Raw genomic sequence first — 16,582 nt, 5'->3', positions numbered from 1 at the left:
AACTTGAAACTTGCGGCTTACAGCTATCTTTCATGTACATACGTACCCGGGGCCGCCTCGCCGGCCACATAAGTCTTGTTGCCCAGCACAGTCGGTGCCTTTTTCAGCTTGCCCGAGCGCTCGGCCTGCCAGGCCTGCCAGTGCAGCCACCAGGAGTCGGTGTGCTTGGTGGAGTTCTCCATCCAGTCCTCGGCCTTGGCCGGCATGTCCTCGCTGGTCATGTAGCGCGACTTGGGGTTGCCTGGCGGGTTGAGGATGCTCTGGATGTGGCCGCTGCTCGACAACACGAAGTCGACTTTGCCGCCAAACAGCTGCGCCGACTTGTAGCAGGACTTCCACGGCGTGATGTGGTCGTTGGTGCCGGCCAGGGAGAAGATATCGGCAGTGACCTGCTTGAGGTCGATCGGCGTGCCGCACACTTCCAGTGCGTTGGGGCGGATCAGCGGGTTGTTCTTGAACATCTCGATGAGGTCACCATGGAACGCCGCCGGCAGCCGCGTGGTGTCGTTGTTCCAGAACAGGATGTCGAATACCGGTGGTTCGTTGCCCAGCAGGTAATTGTTGACCCAGTAATTCCAGATCAGGTCATTGGGGCGCATCCAGGCGAAGACCTTGGCCATGTCGCGACCTTCCAGCACGCCGGCCTGGTAGGAATGGCGCTTGGCCGCTTCCAGGGTCTGTTCGTCGACGAACAGGGCCACATCGGTGTCCAGGGTGGTGTCCAGCACGCTCACCAGCAGGGTCAAGGCATTGACCTTCTTCTCGCCCAGCGCGGCGTAATGGCCGAGCAGCGCGGTGCACGTAATGCCGCCCGAGCAGGCGCCCAGCATGTTCACGTCCTTGCTGCCGGTGATGGCCGTGACGACGTCCACCGCTTCCTTGAGCGCGTCGATATAGGTCGACAGGCCCCATTCGCGTTGCGCCTTGGTGGGGTTGCGCCAACTGACGATGAACGTCTGCACATTACTGCGCAGGCAGAAGCGCGCCAGGCTCTTGTCCGGGCTCAGGTCGAATACGTAGAACTTGTTGATCTGCGGCGGGACCACCAGCAGCGGCCGCTCATGCACTTGTTCGGTGATGGGGCGGTACTGGATCAATTCCAGCACGTCGTTGCGAAAGACCACGGCGCCTTCCGTCACGCCCAGGCTCTTGCCGACTTCGAACGCGCCCATGTCCACTTGGCTCGGCATACCGCCGTTGTGCACCAGGTCCTTGGCCAGGTGGGACAAGCCATCGAGCAGGCTCTTGCCACCGGTTTCGAAGAAGCGCTTGACCGCCGCCGGGTTGGCCGCCGAGTTGGTCGGGGCCATGGCTTCGGTCATCAGGTTGATCACGAAGTGCCCGCGACTGATGTCCTGGGGCGAGAGGCTGCTGTCGTCGATCCAGGCGTGCAGCTCCTTGCGCCATGCCAGGTAGGTCTGCAAGTAGCGTTTGTAGAGTGGATTCTGGCTCCAGGCCGGATCGTTGAAACGACGATCATCACCGGCGGGTTGCAACTCGGATTTGCCGAACAGGACTTTCCTCAGTTCAGCCCCGAAATGGGCGACATGCTTGACGCTGTGCAAGGGTTGTCTGATGGTCTGGGTCAGCACCATCCGGGCAGAGGCCAGCAGGTCTTTCCTGCGCAAGCCGACGACGGGATTCAAGCCGAGGGTGTTTTCCGAGGCTTGGTACTTCAACTCATCGTTGTTCTTGTTGCTCATCTACGACGCTCCATTGTCCTTCAGACGAGTACCGGGACCGTGCCGTGAAGCCGCAAGGCCAATACCAGGTACGCTGCTCGGGGTGACCGTTAATTCCGCATCGAGGGCAATGAGGAAACGTGTGCCAGGAACTCGCCGGTTCCTTTGCAGGGAACTTGCCAGCTCCATTGGTTACCCGAGTTTAATTTTTTTCGCAAGCAGGCCAGTCATTGACGTTGCTGCGCGGGCATTCAAGCAGATGAGTCTAGAAAATTCGCCCTAAAGCGCCAGCCCTTGAGCTAGAGCATCAGCTTGACGACGGACTCGTTCGGGTCACGGGTTTTTCCGGCGGCCTTGAGTTCGGCGAGATAATCGTTCCACAGGTCTTCCTGGCGTACCGCCAACTGGTACAGGTAGTCCCAGGTGAACAATCCGCTGTCATGGCCGTCGTCGAAGGTCAATTTCAGTGCGTACTGGCCGGCGGGCTCAACCTTGGTCAGGCCGACGCCGAGCTTGCCGTATTGCAGGATGGGTTTGCCGTGGCCCTGGACCTCGGCGGAAGGCGAGTGCACCCGCAGGAATTCCGCAGGCAGGTGGTACTCCTCGTCTGGCGCGTATTTGAGCGTCAGGGTCTTGGAGGCTTTGTGCAGGTTGATGGCGGTGGGGAGTTTGGTCATGGAGGCAGCTTACAAGCTACAAGCTACAAGCTACAAGCTACAAGCTACAAGCTACAAGCTACAAGCTACAAGCTACAAGCCGGAGGTGACCAGCTTGCAGCTTGCAGCTTTCCACTTGAGGCTTAAAGAATATACCGCGACAGGTCTTCGTTCTCCGCCAGTTCGCCCAGGTGGCTGTTGACGTACTCGGCGTCGATGCGGATCGGCGCTTCGTCGTGGGCGCTGGCCAGGTCGCCGGCGCTGAACGAGACTTCCTCCAGCAAACGCTCGAGCAGGGTATGCAGGCGACGGGCACCGATGTTCTCGGTCTTCTCGTTGACCTGCCAGGCAATCTGCGCCAGGCGCTTGATGCCTTCGGGCGTGAACTCGATGTTCAGGCCTTCGGTCTTGAGCAGCGCGCAGTATTGCTCGGTCAGCGACGCGTGGGGCTCGCTCAGGATGCGTTCGAAGTCTTCCGGCGACAGCGCCTTGAGCTCGACACGGATCGGCAGGCGGCCTTGCAGCTCGGGCACCAGGTCGCTCGGCTTGCTCAGGTGGAACGCGCCGGAAGCGATGAAGAGGATGTGGTCGGTCTTGACCATGCCCAGCTTGGTGTTGACGGTGCAGCCTTCGATCAGCGGCAGCAGGTCGCGTTGCACGCCTTCGCGGGACACATCGGCGCCACCGACATTGCCGCGCTTGGCGACCTTGTCGATCTCGTCGATGAACACGATGCCATGCTGCTCGACCGCTTCCAGGGCCTTGGCCTTCAACTCTTCTTCGTTGACCAGGCGACTCGCCTCTTCATCGCGCACCAGCTTCAGGGCTTCCTTGACCTTGAGCTTGCGGTTTTTCTTCTTGCCCTTGCCCATGTTGGCGAACAGGCTCTGCAACTGGTTGGTCATTTCTTCCATGCCGGGCGGCGCGGAAATGTCGACGCCAGCCATCTCGGCCACTTCGATCTCGATTTCCTTGTCGTCCAGCTGACCCTCACGCAGGCGCTTGCGGAACAGTTGGCGGGTGTTGGAATCCTGGGTCGCGGCGGAGTCGGCGTTGAAACCCATGCGCGCGGGCGGCAGCAGGGCATCGAGGATGCGTTCCTCGGCGGCATCTTCGGCGCGGTGGCGAACCTTGGTGATTTCCTGTTCGCGCAGCAGCTTGATGGCGGCATCGGCGAGGTCACGAATGATCGACTCGACATCGCGGCCCACGTAGCCGACTTCGGTGAACTTGGTGGCTTCGACCTTGATGAACGGCGCGTTGGCGAGCTTGGCCAGGCGACGGGCAATCTCGGTCTTGCCGACACCGGTCGGGCCGATCATCAGGATGTTCTTGGGCGTCACTTCGACGCGCAGTTCTTCAGGCAACTGCATCCGGCGCCAGCGGTTGCGCAGGGCAATGGCGACGGCGCGCTTGGCATCGTCCTGGCCGATGATATGGCGATTGAGTTCGTGGACGATTTCGCGGGGAGTCATGGACATAGTATTTGGCGGTCCTCAAGCGGGAGTCTGGGCCTGGACGGGCTTACTCCGTGAGGTCCTGCTCCTCAATGGTCTGGGTGTGGTTGGTGAAGACGCAGATGTCGCCGGCAATGCCCAGGGCTGTCTCGACGATTTCGCGGGCCGACAAATCGGTTTTCTTCAGCAGGGCGCTGGCGGCGGCCTGGGCGTAGGCGCCACCGGAACCCATGGCGATCAGGCCATCCTCGGGCTCAACGACATCACCGTTGCCGGTGATGATCAGCGAGGCGTCCTTGTTGGCGACCGCGAGCATGGCCTCGAGGCGGCTCAGGGAGCGGTCGGTACGCCATTCCTTCGCCAGCTCGACGGCGGCACGGACCAGATGGCCCTGGTGCTTTTCAAGCTGGCCTTCGAAACGCTCGAACAGGGTGAAGGCGTCGGCGGTGGCCCCGGCGAACCCGGCGATGACCTGGCCGTGGTACAGGCGGCGGACTTTCTTCGCGTTGCCTTTCATCACGGTGTTGCCCAGTGAAACCTGGCCGTCGCCGCCCATGACGACTTTGCCGTGACGGCGGACTGAAACGATGGTGGTCAAGGGAAGAGTCTCCACGCAGCGGGGCGAAAATGCCCGGATGGAACTCATATGGGGGTGGCGCGGGGTTTTTCAACTGGGGGGGACGAGTGGTGCGAGGCGCGTAGGAGCTGCCGAGCGGAGCGAGGCCGCGATCTTTCCCCAGACAATTGAGTCTCGAGCGAAAGATCAAAAGATCGCAGCCTCGCTTCGCTCGGCAGCTCCTACAGGCCAGGGGCACAAAAGTCCCGCAGCACAGGTGTGTTCTGCGGTGTTCAGCGGCTCTGGCGTTGTTGTAACAACAGGTTGCTGAAACCGCTGCCGGCCAGTTGTTTCTGGGCCTTGGTCAGCTCTTCACGATTGCTGAACGGACCTACCAATACCCGGTACCAGGTTTCGTCCTTCACCGTTCCGGACTCCACCGACACCGATTGGCCCAGCAGAATGATCTGCGCCCGGACCTTGTCGGCATCGGCTTCCTTGCGGAACGAGCCGGCTTGCAGGAAAAACTTCGTCACCGGCGCTGCTTTCTGTACCGGCGGCGCGGGTGGCGGCGTGATGCCGGCCAGGGCTGCCTGGGCGCGGGCGGTGTCGATTTTTGCCGCTTCGGCTGGCGTTACCGGTGTGGTCGGCACCTGAGGCACTTGCGGCGTCGGCAGGGTTTTCTCCGGCACGGCATCGGGCGGCACGATGACTTCCGATTCCGGCAGCAAGGTGTAGAAGTCGTACTTCGGCTTCACCGGTTGCGTCGGGCTCGGCGGGGTCTTGTTGGCTTCGGCGATCCGCGTGGCTTTCTGCTGCTCTTGCCGGACGCGCTTGACGTCGTCGCCCTGGCCCGGCTCCAGCTTCATCAAGAAGACAATGAAAGCGCCGACCGTCAGGCCGATGGCCATCCACAACCAGCCCGGGATCGGCTTTTTCGCCGGGGGCTGGTAACGACTGGCGCCGCGTTTGGGTGCAGGTTTTTTCTTGGCGGCCAACTTACATGCGCTCCAGCGTTTCCAGGCCCAGCAGTTCCAGGCCTTGCTTGAGCGTGCGTCCGGTCAGTGCGGCGAGGCGCAAGCGGCTCTGCATCTGTGCCGGTGTCTCGGCGCTGAGGATCGGGCAGTTTTCGTAGAAGCTGGAGAACAGGCCTGCGACGTCGTACAGGTACGCGCACAAGGTATGCGGCGTGCCCTTTTCGGCGACGTTGTTCAGTACTTCACCGAACTGAGCCAGCCTGGCCGCCAATTCCTGCTCGTGGGCGGCCTCGAGGACGATCTGGCCTTCCACTTCGTCGAAGTGCTTGCCGAGCTTGCGGAACACGCCGGCCACGCGGGTGTAGGCATACAGCAGGTACGGCGCGGTGTTGCCTTCGAAGTTGAGCATCAGGTCGAAGTTGAAGCTGTAGTCGCTGGTGCGATGCTTCGACAAGTCGGCGTACTTCACCGCGTCGATACCGACAACCTTGGCGATGTTGCGCAGCTCGTCTTCGGCCAGGTCCGGGTTCTTGCCCTTGACCAGGCTGTAGGCGCGGTCCTGGGCTTCGGTCAGCAGGTCGATCAGTTTTACGGTGCCACCGTCGCGGGTCTTGAACGGACGGCCATCAGCGCCGTTCATGGTGCCGAAGCCCATGTGTTCCATTTCCATCGGGTGGGTCACGAAGCCGGCCAGCCGGGCCACCTCGAACACCTGCTGGAAGTGCAGGGCCTGGCGCTGGTCGACGAAATACAGCACCCGATCAGCCTTGAGCACACGGTTGCGGTAGCGCACGGCCGCCAGGTCGGTGGTGGCGTAGAGGTAGCCGCCATCGGCCTTGACGATGATCACCGGCAGCGGCTCGCCATCGGCGGTCTTGAACTGGTCGAGGAACACGCACTGGGCGCCGTTGCTTTCCACCAGCATGCCCTTGGCGCGGAGGTCGTTGACCACGTTGACCAGGTCTTCGTTGTAGGCGCTTTCGCCCATCACGTCGGCCATGGTCAGCTTGACGTTCAGCAGCTCGTAGATTTTCTGGCAGTGGGACAGGGAGATGTCCTTGAACTTGGTCCACAGCGCCAGGCACTCGGCGTCGCCGGCTTGCAGCTTGACCACCAGGCCGCGGGCGCGGTCGGCGAATTCGGGCGACTCGTCGAAACGTTGCTTGGCGGCGCGGTAGAAATTTTCCAGGTCCGACAGCTCGTCGCTGGTGATGGGGTTTTCCTGCAGGTAGGCCATCAGCATGCCGAACTGGGTGCCCCAGTCACCGACGTGGTTCTGGCGGATCACGGTGTCGCCGAGAAACTCCAGCACGCGGGCCACGCCGTCGCCAATGATGGTCGAGCGCAGGTGGCCGACGTGCATTTCCTTGGCGAGGTTGGGTGCAGAGAGGTCGACCACGGTGCGCTGCAGCGGGCCGGCCTTGCGCACGCCGAGGCGCGCGTCGGCCAGGGCAGCGTCGAGGCGCGAGGCCAGGGCCTGGGTGTTCTGGAAGAAGTTGATGAACCCGGGGCCGGCGATGTCAGCCTTGCTGACGTTCTCGTCGGCCGGCAGCGCGGCGATGATTTTTTCCGCCAGGTCGCGAGGCTTCATGCCGGCCGGCTTGGCGAGCATCATCGCGATGTTGCTGGCGAAGTCGCCGTGGGTCTTGTCCCGGGTGTTCTCGACCTGAATCGCCGGCGACAGGCCTTCTGGCAGCACACCTTCAGTGACGAGTTGGGTGATGGCTTGCTGGATGAGCTGGCGAATGGTGTCTTTCATGGTCTTCTCTTTCAACCGCAGGCGCGGCGGCGCTTCGATGCGCTGGTGGAAAAACTGGGCATTATCCGTGGCGCGGGCGAGCTTGCCAACTGTAGCGGGTTGGTTGGGGATGTGTGGTGACTATTCTTGCTGGCCTGGATGTACGCAATCCCCTGTGGGAGCGAGCTTGCTCGCGATAGCGGTCTGGCATCCAATATTCATGCAAACTGACCCGCCGCCATCGCGAGCAAGCTCGCTCCCACAAGGGCCAGATTAGCGATCCATTAATACAAATCCACCGGATCCACATCCAGCGACCAGCGCACCGCCCGCCCGCTGGGCATCTGTTCCAGCGCCAGCAGCCAGGCACTCAGCAGCCGATGCAGCGGTGCCCGGGCATTGGCTTGCAATAGAAGCTGCGCGCGATAACGCCCGGCCCGCCGCTCCATCGGAGCCGGAACCGGGCCCAGGAGTTCGATGCCGGTGAGGTTCTGCTCCGCCAGCAGCCGTTCCGCCTCACTGCACGCTTCGTCCAGGAAACCTTCCGCCTGCCCCGGTTTATGAGCCTCGGCGCGCAACAGCGCCAAGTGCGCAAATGGCGGCAACCCGGCGCCACGGCGTTCGCTCAGCGCCTGTTCGGCAAAGGCGAAATAGCCCTGCTCGGTCAGTTGTATCAGCAGCGGATGATCCGCCAGGTGGGTCTGGATGATTACTTTGCCCGGCTCCTCGGCGCGTCCGGCGCGGCCTGCGACCTGGACGATCAGCTGCGCCATGCGCTCGCTGGCCCGGAAATCACCGGAGAACAGCCCGCCGTCGGCATCCAGGATCGATACCAGCGTGACCCGGGGGAAGTGATGCCCCTTGGCGAGCATTTGCGTGCCCACCAGGATGCACGGCTGACCCTTCTGGATGGTGGCGAACAGATTGTTCATCGCATCCTTTCGCGAAGTGCTGTCGCGATCCACGCGTAGCACCGGGTAATCGGGAAACAAGATCCCCAGCCGTTCTTCGGCGCGCTCGGTGCCAGCGCCCACCGGACGCAAGTCCACTTTGCCGCATTGCGGGCAGTTCCTCGGCACGCGTTCGGAGTGCCCGCAATGGTGGCAACGCAGCTCGCCGTAGCGCTGGTGCACGGTCATCCGCGCGTCGCAGCGTTCGCAGCCGGACATCCAGCCGCAGTCATGGCACAGCAGGGTCGGGGCAAAACCCCGGCGATTGAGGAACACCAACACCTGTTGCCCGGCGGCCAGGGTCTGGCCGATGGCTTGCTGCATCGGCCCGGAGATGCCGCTGTCCAGCGGACGGCTTTTCACATCCAGGCGCAGGAAGCGCGGTTGCTTGGCGCCGCCGGCCCTTTCGTTGAGGCGCAGCAGGCCGTAGCGACCGGTGTAGGCGTTATGCAGGCTTTCCAGGGAAGGCGTGGCCGAGCCAAGGACGATGGGAATGTTCTCCTGGCGGGCCCGCACCAGCGCCAGGTCGCGGGCGTGGTAGCGCAGGCCTTCTTGCTGTTTATAGGAACCGTCGTGCTCTTCGTCGATGATGATCAGGCCGGGGTTTTTCATCGGCGTGAACAGCGCCGAGCGGGTGCCGATGATGATGTCGGCCTCGCCGTCCCGGGCGGCGAGCCAGGCTTCCAGGCGTTCGCGGTCGTTGACTGCCGAGTGCACCAGGGCGATCCGCGCATTGAAGCGCTGTTCGAAGCGCGCCAGTGTTTGTGGGCCGAGGTTGATTTCCGGAATCAGCACCAGGGCCTGCTTGCCGGCTTCCAGGGTCTGGCGGATCAGCTGCAGGTAGACCTCGGTCTTGCCGCTGCCGGTGACACCCGCCAACAAGAATGCGTGATAGCTGTCGAAACCTGCGCGAATCGCCTCGCAAGCGGCCCGTTGTTCGGCGTTGAGCGGCAGTTCTGGCTGGGCCAGCCAGTGTTCGTGGCGCTCGCCTGGGGCATGGCGGCGAACTTCCACCTGGACCAGGTCCTTGGCCAGCAGCAGGTCGAGGCTGTCCTTGCTGAGCATCAGTTTGCTCAATAACTGGTGGGCCACGCCGTGGGGATGCTGGGCCAGGGTGGCAAGGGCTTCGCGCTGGCGCGGTGCGCGGGCGATACGCGGATCGTCCAGCGAAGCGCCCGGTGCCACCGACCAGAACCGCTCCTGGCGCGCCTCGGCCGGTTCGCCCTGGCGCAACAGTACCGGCAGGGCCCAACTCAGGGTGTCGCCCAAGCTGTGTTGATAATACTGGGCGGTCCACAGGCACAACTTGAACAGCGAGGCCGGCAGCGGTGGCGTCGCATCAAGCAGGGCCAGGGCCGGCTTGAGTTTGTCGGCCGGCACTTCGCTGTGGTCGGCGACTTCCACCAGGATGCCGATCATTTCCCGCCGGCCGAACGGCACCCGCAGGCGCATGCCCGGTTGCAGTTGGGCACGCGGCACTCCGGCCGGGGCCCGGTAATCGAACAGGCGGCGCAGTGGCGAAGGCAGGGCGAGGCGCAGGATGGCGTCGGGCACGCGGGAGGGTCTCGGTAGGCGGACAAATACGCAAGGCTCAATGTGGGAGCGAGCTTGCTCGCGATGGCGGCCTGTCAGTCAACATGCATGTGACAGATCCACCGCCATCGCGAGCAAGCTCGCTCCCACAGGGATTGTGCTTGAGGCCGGGAGCCTAGCAGACGGTTGGTACAAGTTGTAGCTTGCGCGATTAATGTTGTCTGGTAGAATCCGCGGCCTAATTACGTGCGGTATTCAACAATAGTGTTGGGTGGCGGCACGCTAGCCTGAGGAAAACACCATGAAAACCGATATCCATCCAGACTATCCAGTTGTGGCCGTAACCTGCAGCTGCGGCAACAAGTTCGAAACCCGTTCGACCTACGGCAAAGCCCTGGCGATCGACGTTTGCAACGAATGCCACCCGTTCTACACCGGTAAGCAAAAGACTCTGGATACCGGCGGCCGCGTTCAGAAGTTCGCCGATCGTTTCGGTGCTTTCGGCGCGAAGAAAGCCTAAGGCTGATTATCTTGGAAAGTCGTTCCGGCTATTCCAGGCTAATGAAAAAGGCGTCCCTCGTGGGCGCCTTTTTTGTGTCTGCGATTTGGCTTTGTGGCGCCCAGGCGTTCTGCCCCCTGCCCGGGGACCTGCCTGAAGTGGCTGTGCAGCGGGTGGTGGATGGCGACACGTTGTATCTCCAGGACGGCCGTCGTATCCGCATGATCGGTCTCAACAGCCCGGAGCTGGGCAAGCGCGGGCGTGCTGACGAACCGTTCGCCGTGGCGGCGCGCCAGCGACTCGAGGCGCTGGTGGCTGCCAGTGCCGGCCGGGTCAAGGTATCGCCCGGCAAGGATGACCAGGACAACTACGGACGCACGCTGGCCCACGTCTATGACCGTCAGGGCCGCAACCTCGAAGAACAACTGATTGCCGAGGGGCTGGGCTTCCTGGTGGCGGTTGCGCCGAATGTCGATCTGGTCGCATGCCAGCAGGCGGCTGAGCGCCAGGCGCGACAAGCCGGGCTCGGGATATGGAAGAAGTCTCCGGTCACGCGAGCGGAGCAAATCAACGCGGCCGGCTTCGCATTGGTCCGTGGTCGTGTAGACAGCGTGCAGCGCAATCGCGGCGGCATCTGGATAGAAATGCAGGGGGCGGTTGTCTTGCACATCGCGTCCGATTTGCAGCGAAACTTTGACGCCTCGATGCTCAAGCGCCTGGAAGGCCGGACAATCGAGGCGCGCGGTTGGGTTGTGGATCGCTCCCGGCGCGGGACGCCGAAGCCCGGGCAGGCGCGATGGTTGTTGCCGCTGACGGATCCGGCGATGTTGCAGCCGGTGCTTTGAGAAAAATAATTGTAGACATTCCTGGTCTGGATTGTATGCATCAAGCCCTTGTGTTTCGCTGCTCTTGGCCCAAAGTCGTAGGGTAGGGCGCTTGACAGGAGTGACTGGTCAGTCTTGTAGGGACTTTGCGAGGCGCGTATCCTCGGCGGTCCGTCTGTCCAACACAGTAAAAAGCGGAATGCCCACATGTCTGATCTGAAAACTGCCGCTCTCGAATATCACGCTAATCCTCGTCCGGGTAAGCTGAGTGTCGAGCTCACCAAGGCCACCGCTACTGCCCGCGACCTGTCGCTGGCCTACAGCCCCGGCGTAGCCGAACCAGTGCGCGAAATCGCTCGCGACCCTGAACTGGCCTACAAGTACACCGGCAAGGGCAACCTGGTTGCAGTCATTTCCGATGGCACCGCGATTCTCGGCCTGGGCAACCTCGGCCCACTGGCTTCCAAGCCGGTCATGGAAGGCAAGGGTGTCCTGTTCAAGCGTTTCGCCGGCATCGACGTGTTCGACATCGAAGTCGACTCCGAAAGCCCGCAAGCCTTCATCGACACCGTCAAGCGCATCTCCATCACCTTCGGCGGCATCAACCTGGAAGACATCAAGGCACCTGAGTGCTTCGAGATCGAGCGCGCCCTGATCGAACAGTGCGACATCCCGGTATTCCACGATGACCAGCACGGTACCGCGATCGTCACCGCGGCCGGCATGATCAACGCCCTGGAAATCGCCGGCAAGACCCTGCCAGAAGCCAAGATCGTCTGCCTGGGTGCCGGCGCTGCAGCCATCTCCTGCATGAAGTTGCTGGTGAGCATGGGCGCCAAGATCGAAAACATCTTCATGGTTGACCGTACCGGCGTGATCCACTCCGGCCGTGACGACCTGAACCAGTACAAGGCCGTGTTTGCCCACGCGACCGACAAGCGCTCCCTGGCAGACGCGCTGGACGGCGCCGACGTGTTCGTCGGCCTGTCGGGCCCGAACCTGCTGAGCGCGGAAAACCTGCTGCGCATGGCGCCGAACCCGATCGTGTTCGCCTGCTCGAACCCGGATCCGGAAATCTCCCCGGAGCTGGCTCACGCAACCCGCAACGACGTGATCATGGCTACCGGCCGTTCGGACTACCCGAACCAGGTCAACAACGTACTGGGCTTCCCGTTCATCTTCCGTGGTGCCCTGGACGTCCGCGCCAAGCGCATCAACGAAGAAATGAAAGTCGCGGCGGCCAACGCCCTGCGTGAACTGGCCAAGCTGCCGGTGCCGCAGGAAGTGTGCGACGCCTACGGCGGCATCAAATTGGAATTCGGTCGTGAGTACATCATCCCGAAACCAATGGACGCCCGCCTGATCACCCTGATCTCCGACGCCGTGGCCAAGGCCGCCATCGAGACGGGTGTTGCAACCCTGCCGTACCCGAAGAACTACCCGCTCAAGAGCGTGGATGACGTGTTTAACGGCTAAGCTGTTGTAGCGCTTCAACAAAAAGCCCCTACTCGTGTGAGTCGGGGCTTTTTTTGGGTTCTTCACGGATTCGTGGGGAAGAGAAGATTGACAGTCAGGGTTTAGGTAAATTGGAAGGTACCACCCAAACCAATTCCTGCCCCCTGCTGTCGACATGCATCCTATTGACCTTGCTTCGTTTTTTCCAGGCTATTACATCGCCTCTTCGATCTCTGCTCCCAAACTTTTGCAGCTGACCCTCGAACCCTGCGCCACGGTCATGCCGTTATGCGGTCGATGCCAGCAGCCCTGTCCCCTGATTCATGATCGGCGCTTGCGTCGAGTTCGAGACCGAGACCTGTTCGATCAACCGGTCCTGCTGCTGATACCTATGCGACGACTCGATTGCCTGAACTGTGGTCGGGTCAATGAGCACATTGATTGGTTGGCACCTTTCGCCCGGATGACGCAGCGCCTGGTCAACTGGATCGAGGTGTTGACGCTGATTTTACCTATTGCTCATGTGCGTCAATTAACCGGGCTCCATTGGCAGTCAATCAAGGATGTCGACAAGCGGCGCCTGGAGCGCAACGTCGCAGCCTTCGATCCCGGTAACGTGAAGCGCTTGGTCATGGATGAGTTCGCCCTGCACAAGGGGCACCGTTATGCGACGGTGATCATGGATGCTGACCGCAAGCGTGTGCTCTGGGTGGGTAAAGGCAATAGCCGAGAATCCATACGCCCGTTTTTCCAAGCCTTGGGCCAACAGTGTCAACAGATTGAAGCGGTGGCCATGGACATGAACACAGCCTTCGACTTGGAAGTGAAGCTCCATTGCCCGCAAGCCGAGGTGGTATACGACCTTTTCCACGTGGTGGCTCGTTATGGGCGTGATGTCGTGGATCGTATCCGGGTCGATCAGGCTAACGCTCTACGCCATGACAAACCCGCCCGTAAGGTGGTTAAGCAAAGTCGCTGGCTATTGTTGCGCAACAAGGAAAACCTCAAGGCTGAACAGCAAGTGCATCTCGACGAGCTGCTGGCCGCCAACCAGCCGCTGTCGACAGTCTATCTGCTCAAGGATGCCCTCAAGGATATTTGGTACGCACCCAGCGTTTGGGAAGGTTGGAGGCGCTGGCGAGCGTGGCAGAAACTGGTGACGCAAAGCGGATTACAGCCTCTGATACGCTTTGCCAAAAATCTCAGGAAATATTTGAGAGGGATCTTGGCTAGCGCTCGGTTCGCCATGCACACAAGCCTGCTGGAAGGGGTCAACAACAAGATAAAAGTCATCAAGAGGATGGCTTATGGCTTCCGGGACACGGCCTATTTCTTCTTGAAAATCAAGGCCGCCTTCCCCGGAAAACCGTGAAGAACCTTTTTTTGTGGCTGCCGATTTTGTGTGGCCACCGCAGATCCGTGTGGGAGCGAGCCTGCTCGCGAAGGCGTCAGCCCAGGCAACCCAAAACCTGTGGCGAGGGAGCTTGCTCCCGCTGGCCTCTGTAGGAGCTGCCGAAGGCTGCGATCTTTTCGCTTGGGACTCAAGTGTCAGGGGAAAGATCGCAGCCTCGTTGCACTCGACAGCTCCTACGGGCGCAGCCGAGCGGGAGCAAGCTCTCTCGCCACGGGTTTCATGTGCGGCATAAAAAGCCCCGCGCTTCTCTCGAAGGCGGGGCTTTTGGGTGATGTTCGGTCAGAACAAATCGATCGGCGCCGCCTCATCCGCTGGCAGCGGGCTGCCCGGCGCTACGCCGTTGCCCAGCTCGTTGACCGAAGGCGGCGTGTCTTCGCTCTTGAACAGCTCGAAGTACGCGCCCGGCGTGCCTGGCGTGGCGGCACGACCGCTGACCGGATCGACCCGCAGGCTGAGGATGCCTTCCGGTTCAGGCTGGGTGTGCGGTGGCTTGTCCTTCAGGGCGGCGCCCATGTAGCTCATCCAGATCGGCAGCGCCACGGTGCCGCCGAACTCGCGCCGACCCAGGCTTTCGGGCTGGTCGAAGCCGGTCCAGACGGTGGTCACGTAATCGGCGTTGTAGCCGGAGAACCAGGCGTCCTTGGATTCGTTGGTGGTACCGGTCTTGCCCGCCAGGTCGGTGCGGCCCAGGGCCAGGGCGCGGCGGCCGGTGCCGAGCTTGATCACGTCCTGCAGCATGCTGTTGAGGATGTAGGTGGTGCGGCCGTCAACGATGCGTTCGGCGATGGCCGGCGCTTGCGGTACGGCCGGGGCGGTGGTGGCTTCGCCGCCCGTTGCGTTCACCGTGAAGGTCTCGGTGGCGGGCGCGGCGACGCCGTCGCTGGCCTGCTCGCCCGTTGGCACTCGCGGCGGGTTGGCGACAAACAGCGTCTCGCCATTGCGGCTTTCGATCTTGTCGATGATGTATGGGGTGATCTTGTATCCACCGTTGGCGAACGTGCTCCAACCCGTGGCGATTTCCATGGGCGTCAGGGTCGCGGTGCCCAGGGCCAGGGACAGGTTGCGCGGCAGGTCCTGCTTGTTGAAGCCGAACTTGCTGATGTAGTCGATGGTGCGGTCCACGCCCAGGGCCTGCAACAGGCGGATCGATACCAGGTTGCGGGACTTGTACAGCGCCTCGCGCAGGCGAATCGGCCCAAGGAAGGTATTGGTGTCGTTTTTCGGCCGCCAGACCTTGTCCAGGTACTCGTCGACAAACACGATCGGCGCGTCATTGACCAGGCTGGCGGCGGTGTAGCCGTTATCCAAAGCCGCGCTGTAGACGAACGGCTTGAAGCTCGAGCCCGGCTGGCGCTTGGCCTGCAAGGCGCGGTTGTAATTGCTCTGCTCGAAGGCGAAGCCGCCCACCAGCGAGCGGATCGCGCCGTCCTGAGGGTCGAGGGACACCAGCGCGCCTTGGGCGGCCGGGATCTGGCTGAACTTGAGGGCGTTGTCCGGCTGGCGCTGCACCCGGATCAGGTCGCCGACCTGCGCCACATCCGAAGGCTGGCGAGGATTGGCGCCCATGCTGTTGGTGTTGAGGAACGGACGGGCCCATTTCATGGTGTCCCAGGCCACGTGCTCTTCCGACTCGCCAGTGCGCGTCAGTACCTTGATGCCGTCCTTGTCCACCTGGGTGACGATCGCCGGTTCAAGGCTGCTGATGGTGCGCTGCTTGGTCAGCTCCAGGGCCCAGGCTTCCTTGGTCTTGCCTGGCAGGCGCGACTCGGGGCCGCGGTAGCCGTGGCGCTGGTCATACGTCATCAGGCCTTCATGCAGGGCGGTATTGGCCATTTCCTGCAAGTTGCTCGGCACCGTGGTGGTGACGCGGAAACCTTCGGTATAGGCGTCGCTGCCATAGCGCCCGACCATTTCGGCCCGGGCCATCTCGGCGATGTACGGCGCGTTCACTTCCGGCGTCGGCACGTGATAACTGGCGTTCAAGGGCTCGTTGATCGCGGCGGTGTAGTCGGCTTCGCTGATCTTGCCGAGCTTGTACATGCGCCCCAGGATCCAGTCGCGACGTTCCTTGCTGCGTGCCGGGTTGGCCAGCGGGTTGAAGCGCGACGGTGCCTTGGGCAGGCCGGCGATCATTGCCATCTGCGCCAGGCTCACGTCGCGGATCGACTTGCCGTAATACACCTGCGCCGCCGCCTCGATGCCATAGGCGCGGTTGCCCAGGTAGATCTTGTTCACGTAAAGCTCGAGGATCTCGTCCTTGGTCAACTGCCGCTCGATCTGCAGGGCCAGGAGAATTTCGGTGGTCTTGCGCGAGAAGCTGCGTTCGCTGGTCAGGAAGAAATTCTTGGCGACCTGCATGGTGATGGTGCTGCCGCCGGACTGGATGTGGCCACTCTTGACCAGTTGGCTGGCGGCGCGCATCAGGCTGCCCGGATCGACGCCATAGTGGTTGGCGAAGTTGTCGTCTTCAGCACTTAGTAACGCATTGATGAAATTGGGCGGAATGTCGGCGAAACGGATCGGCGTGCGGCGCATTTCGCCAAATTCGGCGATCAACTTGTTGTCGCTGCTGTACACCCGCAAAGGAATCTGCAACTGAATACTTCTCAGTGCCTCCACGGACGGCAATCCCGGACTAAGGTAAAGAAACGCACCGCTCAGACCCAGGAGCAGTCCGCAGAAAACGGCGACGATGGACCATCCGAAAAATTTCAGCAGACGAATCAAGGCTTTTGGATATCCAGGCAAAGAATGAAAAAGGCGCCAGGTGCAGGGAAGGACCCGTGCCAGCAACAAAGCGAAAAAAAACGCTGGGCATTATAAGCATTTTTTTTCGTCGGG

Annotated in this window: 12 protein-coding genes; 4 read left to right on the top strand and 8 right to left on the bottom strand. The window is 61.8% G+C overall.

Going from position 1 to position 16,582, the window contains the following annotated elements:
- Positions 1-23 precede the first annotated feature (23 nt).
- The 7 genes from phaC to M8Q45_RS22655 all read right to left on the bottom strand — a co-directional run bounded on the left by phaC (position 24) and on the right by M8Q45_RS22655 (position 9,570).
- On the bottom strand, positions 24-1,703 hold the full coding sequence (gene phaC, locus M8Q45_RS22685) for a class II poly(R)-hydroxyalkanoic acid synthase (RefSeq protein ID WP_249876470.1): 1,680 nt from the start codon (positions 1,701-1,703) through the stop codon (positions 24-26).
- A gap of 278 nt (positions 1,704-1,981) precedes the next feature.
- Positions 1,982-2,359: a gamma-butyrobetaine hydroxylase family protein gene (locus M8Q45_RS22680; protein WP_045154902.1), complete on the bottom strand. Its 378-nt coding sequence runs from the start codon at positions 2,357-2,359 to the stop codon at positions 1,982-1,984.
- A gap of 122 nt (positions 2,360-2,481) precedes the next feature.
- On the bottom strand, positions 2,482-3,819 hold the full coding sequence (hslU, locus tag M8Q45_RS22675) for an ATP-dependent protease ATPase subunit HslU (protein ID WP_030140999.1): 1,338 nt from the start codon (positions 3,817-3,819) through the stop codon (positions 2,482-2,484).
- Between the two features lie 43 nt (positions 3,820-3,862).
- Positions 3,863-4,393 (bottom strand): ATP-dependent protease subunit HslV, encoded by a 531-nt coding sequence (hslV, locus tag M8Q45_RS22670; protein ID WP_249876469.1) that lies wholly within the window; start codon positions 4,391-4,393, stop codon positions 3,863-3,865.
- 251 nt (positions 4,394-4,644) lie between these two features.
- A complete protein-coding gene (locus M8Q45_RS22665; protein ID WP_030140998.1) occupies positions 4,645-5,349 on the bottom strand; it encodes an SPOR domain-containing protein in 705 nt (234 codons plus the stop codon).
- A 1-nt stretch (position 5,350) separates the two neighbouring features.
- On the bottom strand, positions 5,351-7,087 hold the full coding sequence (gene argS, locus M8Q45_RS22660) for an arginine--tRNA ligase (RefSeq protein WP_249876468.1): 1,737 nt from the start codon (positions 7,085-7,087) through the stop codon (positions 5,351-5,353).
- A gap of 263 nt (positions 7,088-7,350) precedes the next feature.
- Positions 7,351-9,570, bottom strand: a complete 2,220-nt coding sequence (locus M8Q45_RS22655) for a primosomal protein N' (protein ID WP_249876467.1) — start codon at positions 9,568-9,570, stop codon at positions 7,351-7,353.
- Between the two features lie 280 nt (positions 9,571-9,850).
- Between M8Q45_RS22655 and rpmE the strand changes: the two genes are divergently transcribed.
- The 4 genes from rpmE to M8Q45_RS22635 all read left to right on the top strand — a co-directional run bounded on the left by rpmE (position 9,851) and on the right by M8Q45_RS22635 (position 13,699).
- Positions 9,851-10,069, top strand: coding sequence for a 50S ribosomal protein L31 (gene rpmE / locus M8Q45_RS22650; RefSeq protein WP_030140995.1), 219 nt, complete (start codon positions 9,851-9,853; stop codon positions 10,067-10,069).
- 41 nt (positions 10,070-10,110) lie between these two features.
- Complete coding sequence (locus tag M8Q45_RS22645) at positions 10,111-10,893, top strand: thermonuclease family protein (RefSeq protein ID WP_249876466.1); 783 nt, start codon at positions 10,111-10,113, stop codon at positions 10,891-10,893.
- A gap of 186 nt (positions 10,894-11,079) precedes the next feature.
- Positions 11,080-12,348 carry a malic enzyme-like NAD(P)-binding protein gene (locus M8Q45_RS22640; RefSeq protein WP_030140993.1) on the top strand — a complete coding sequence of 423 codons (1,269 nt, stop codon included), beginning with the start codon at positions 11,080-11,082 and terminating at the stop codon, positions 12,346-12,348.
- Positions 12,349-12,502: 154 nt separating this feature from the next.
- The gene (locus M8Q45_RS22635) at positions 12,503-13,699 is read left to right on the top strand and encodes an ISL3 family transposase (RefSeq protein WP_249875509.1); all 1,197 of its coding nucleotides are present in this window, start codon (positions 12,503-12,505) and stop codon (positions 13,697-13,699) included.
- 321 nt (positions 13,700-14,020) lie between these two features.
- Here the strand turns inward: M8Q45_RS22635 and M8Q45_RS22630 are convergent, their stop codons facing one another.
- On the bottom strand, positions 14,021-16,465 hold the full coding sequence (locus tag M8Q45_RS22630) for a penicillin-binding protein 1A (protein ID WP_249877381.1): 2,445 nt from the start codon (positions 16,463-16,465) through the stop codon (positions 14,021-14,023).
- Between the last annotated feature and the right edge of the window lie 117 nt (positions 16,466-16,582).

Source organism: Pseudomonas sp. T1.Ur, assembly GCF_023516725.1.
Lineage (GTDB): Bacteria > Pseudomonadota > Gammaproteobacteria > Pseudomonadales > Pseudomonadaceae > Aquipseudomonas > Aquipseudomonas alvandae.
This window is presented reverse-complemented; position numbering and strand designations above follow the sequence as displayed.

What these genes read in the sequence shown, in the direction of transcription:
- rpmE (WP_030140995.1), top strand. Translation starts at nt 9,851, where the DNA reads ATGAAAACCGATATCCATCCAGACTATCCAGTTGTGGCCGTAACCTGC.
- M8Q45_RS22640 (WP_030140993.1), top strand. Translation starts at nt 11,080, where the DNA reads ATGTCTGATCTGAAAACTGCCGCTCTCGAATATCACGCTAATCCTCGT.
- M8Q45_RS22645 (WP_249876466.1), top strand. Translation starts at nt 10,111, where the DNA reads ATGAAAAAGGCGTCCCTCGTGGGCGCCTTTTTTGTGTCTGCGATTTGG.
- phaC (WP_249876470.1), bottom strand. Translation starts at nt 1,703, where the DNA reads ATGAGCAACAAGAACAACGATGAGTTGAAGTACCAAGCCTCGGAAAAC.
- argS (WP_249876468.1), bottom strand. Translation starts at nt 7,087, where the DNA reads ATGAAAGACACCATTCGCCAGCTCATCCAGCAAGCCATCACCCAACTC.
- M8Q45_RS22680 (WP_045154902.1), bottom strand. Translation starts at nt 2,359, where the DNA reads ATGACCAAACTCCCCACCGCCATCAACCTGCACAAAGCCTCCAAGACC.
- hslU (WP_030140999.1), bottom strand. Translation starts at nt 3,819, where the DNA reads ATGTCCATGACTCCCCGCGAAATCGTCCACGAACTCAATCGCCATATC.
- M8Q45_RS22635 (WP_249875509.1), top strand. Translation starts at nt 12,503, where the DNA reads ATGCATCCTATTGACCTTGCTTCGTTTTTTCCAGGCTATTACATCGCC.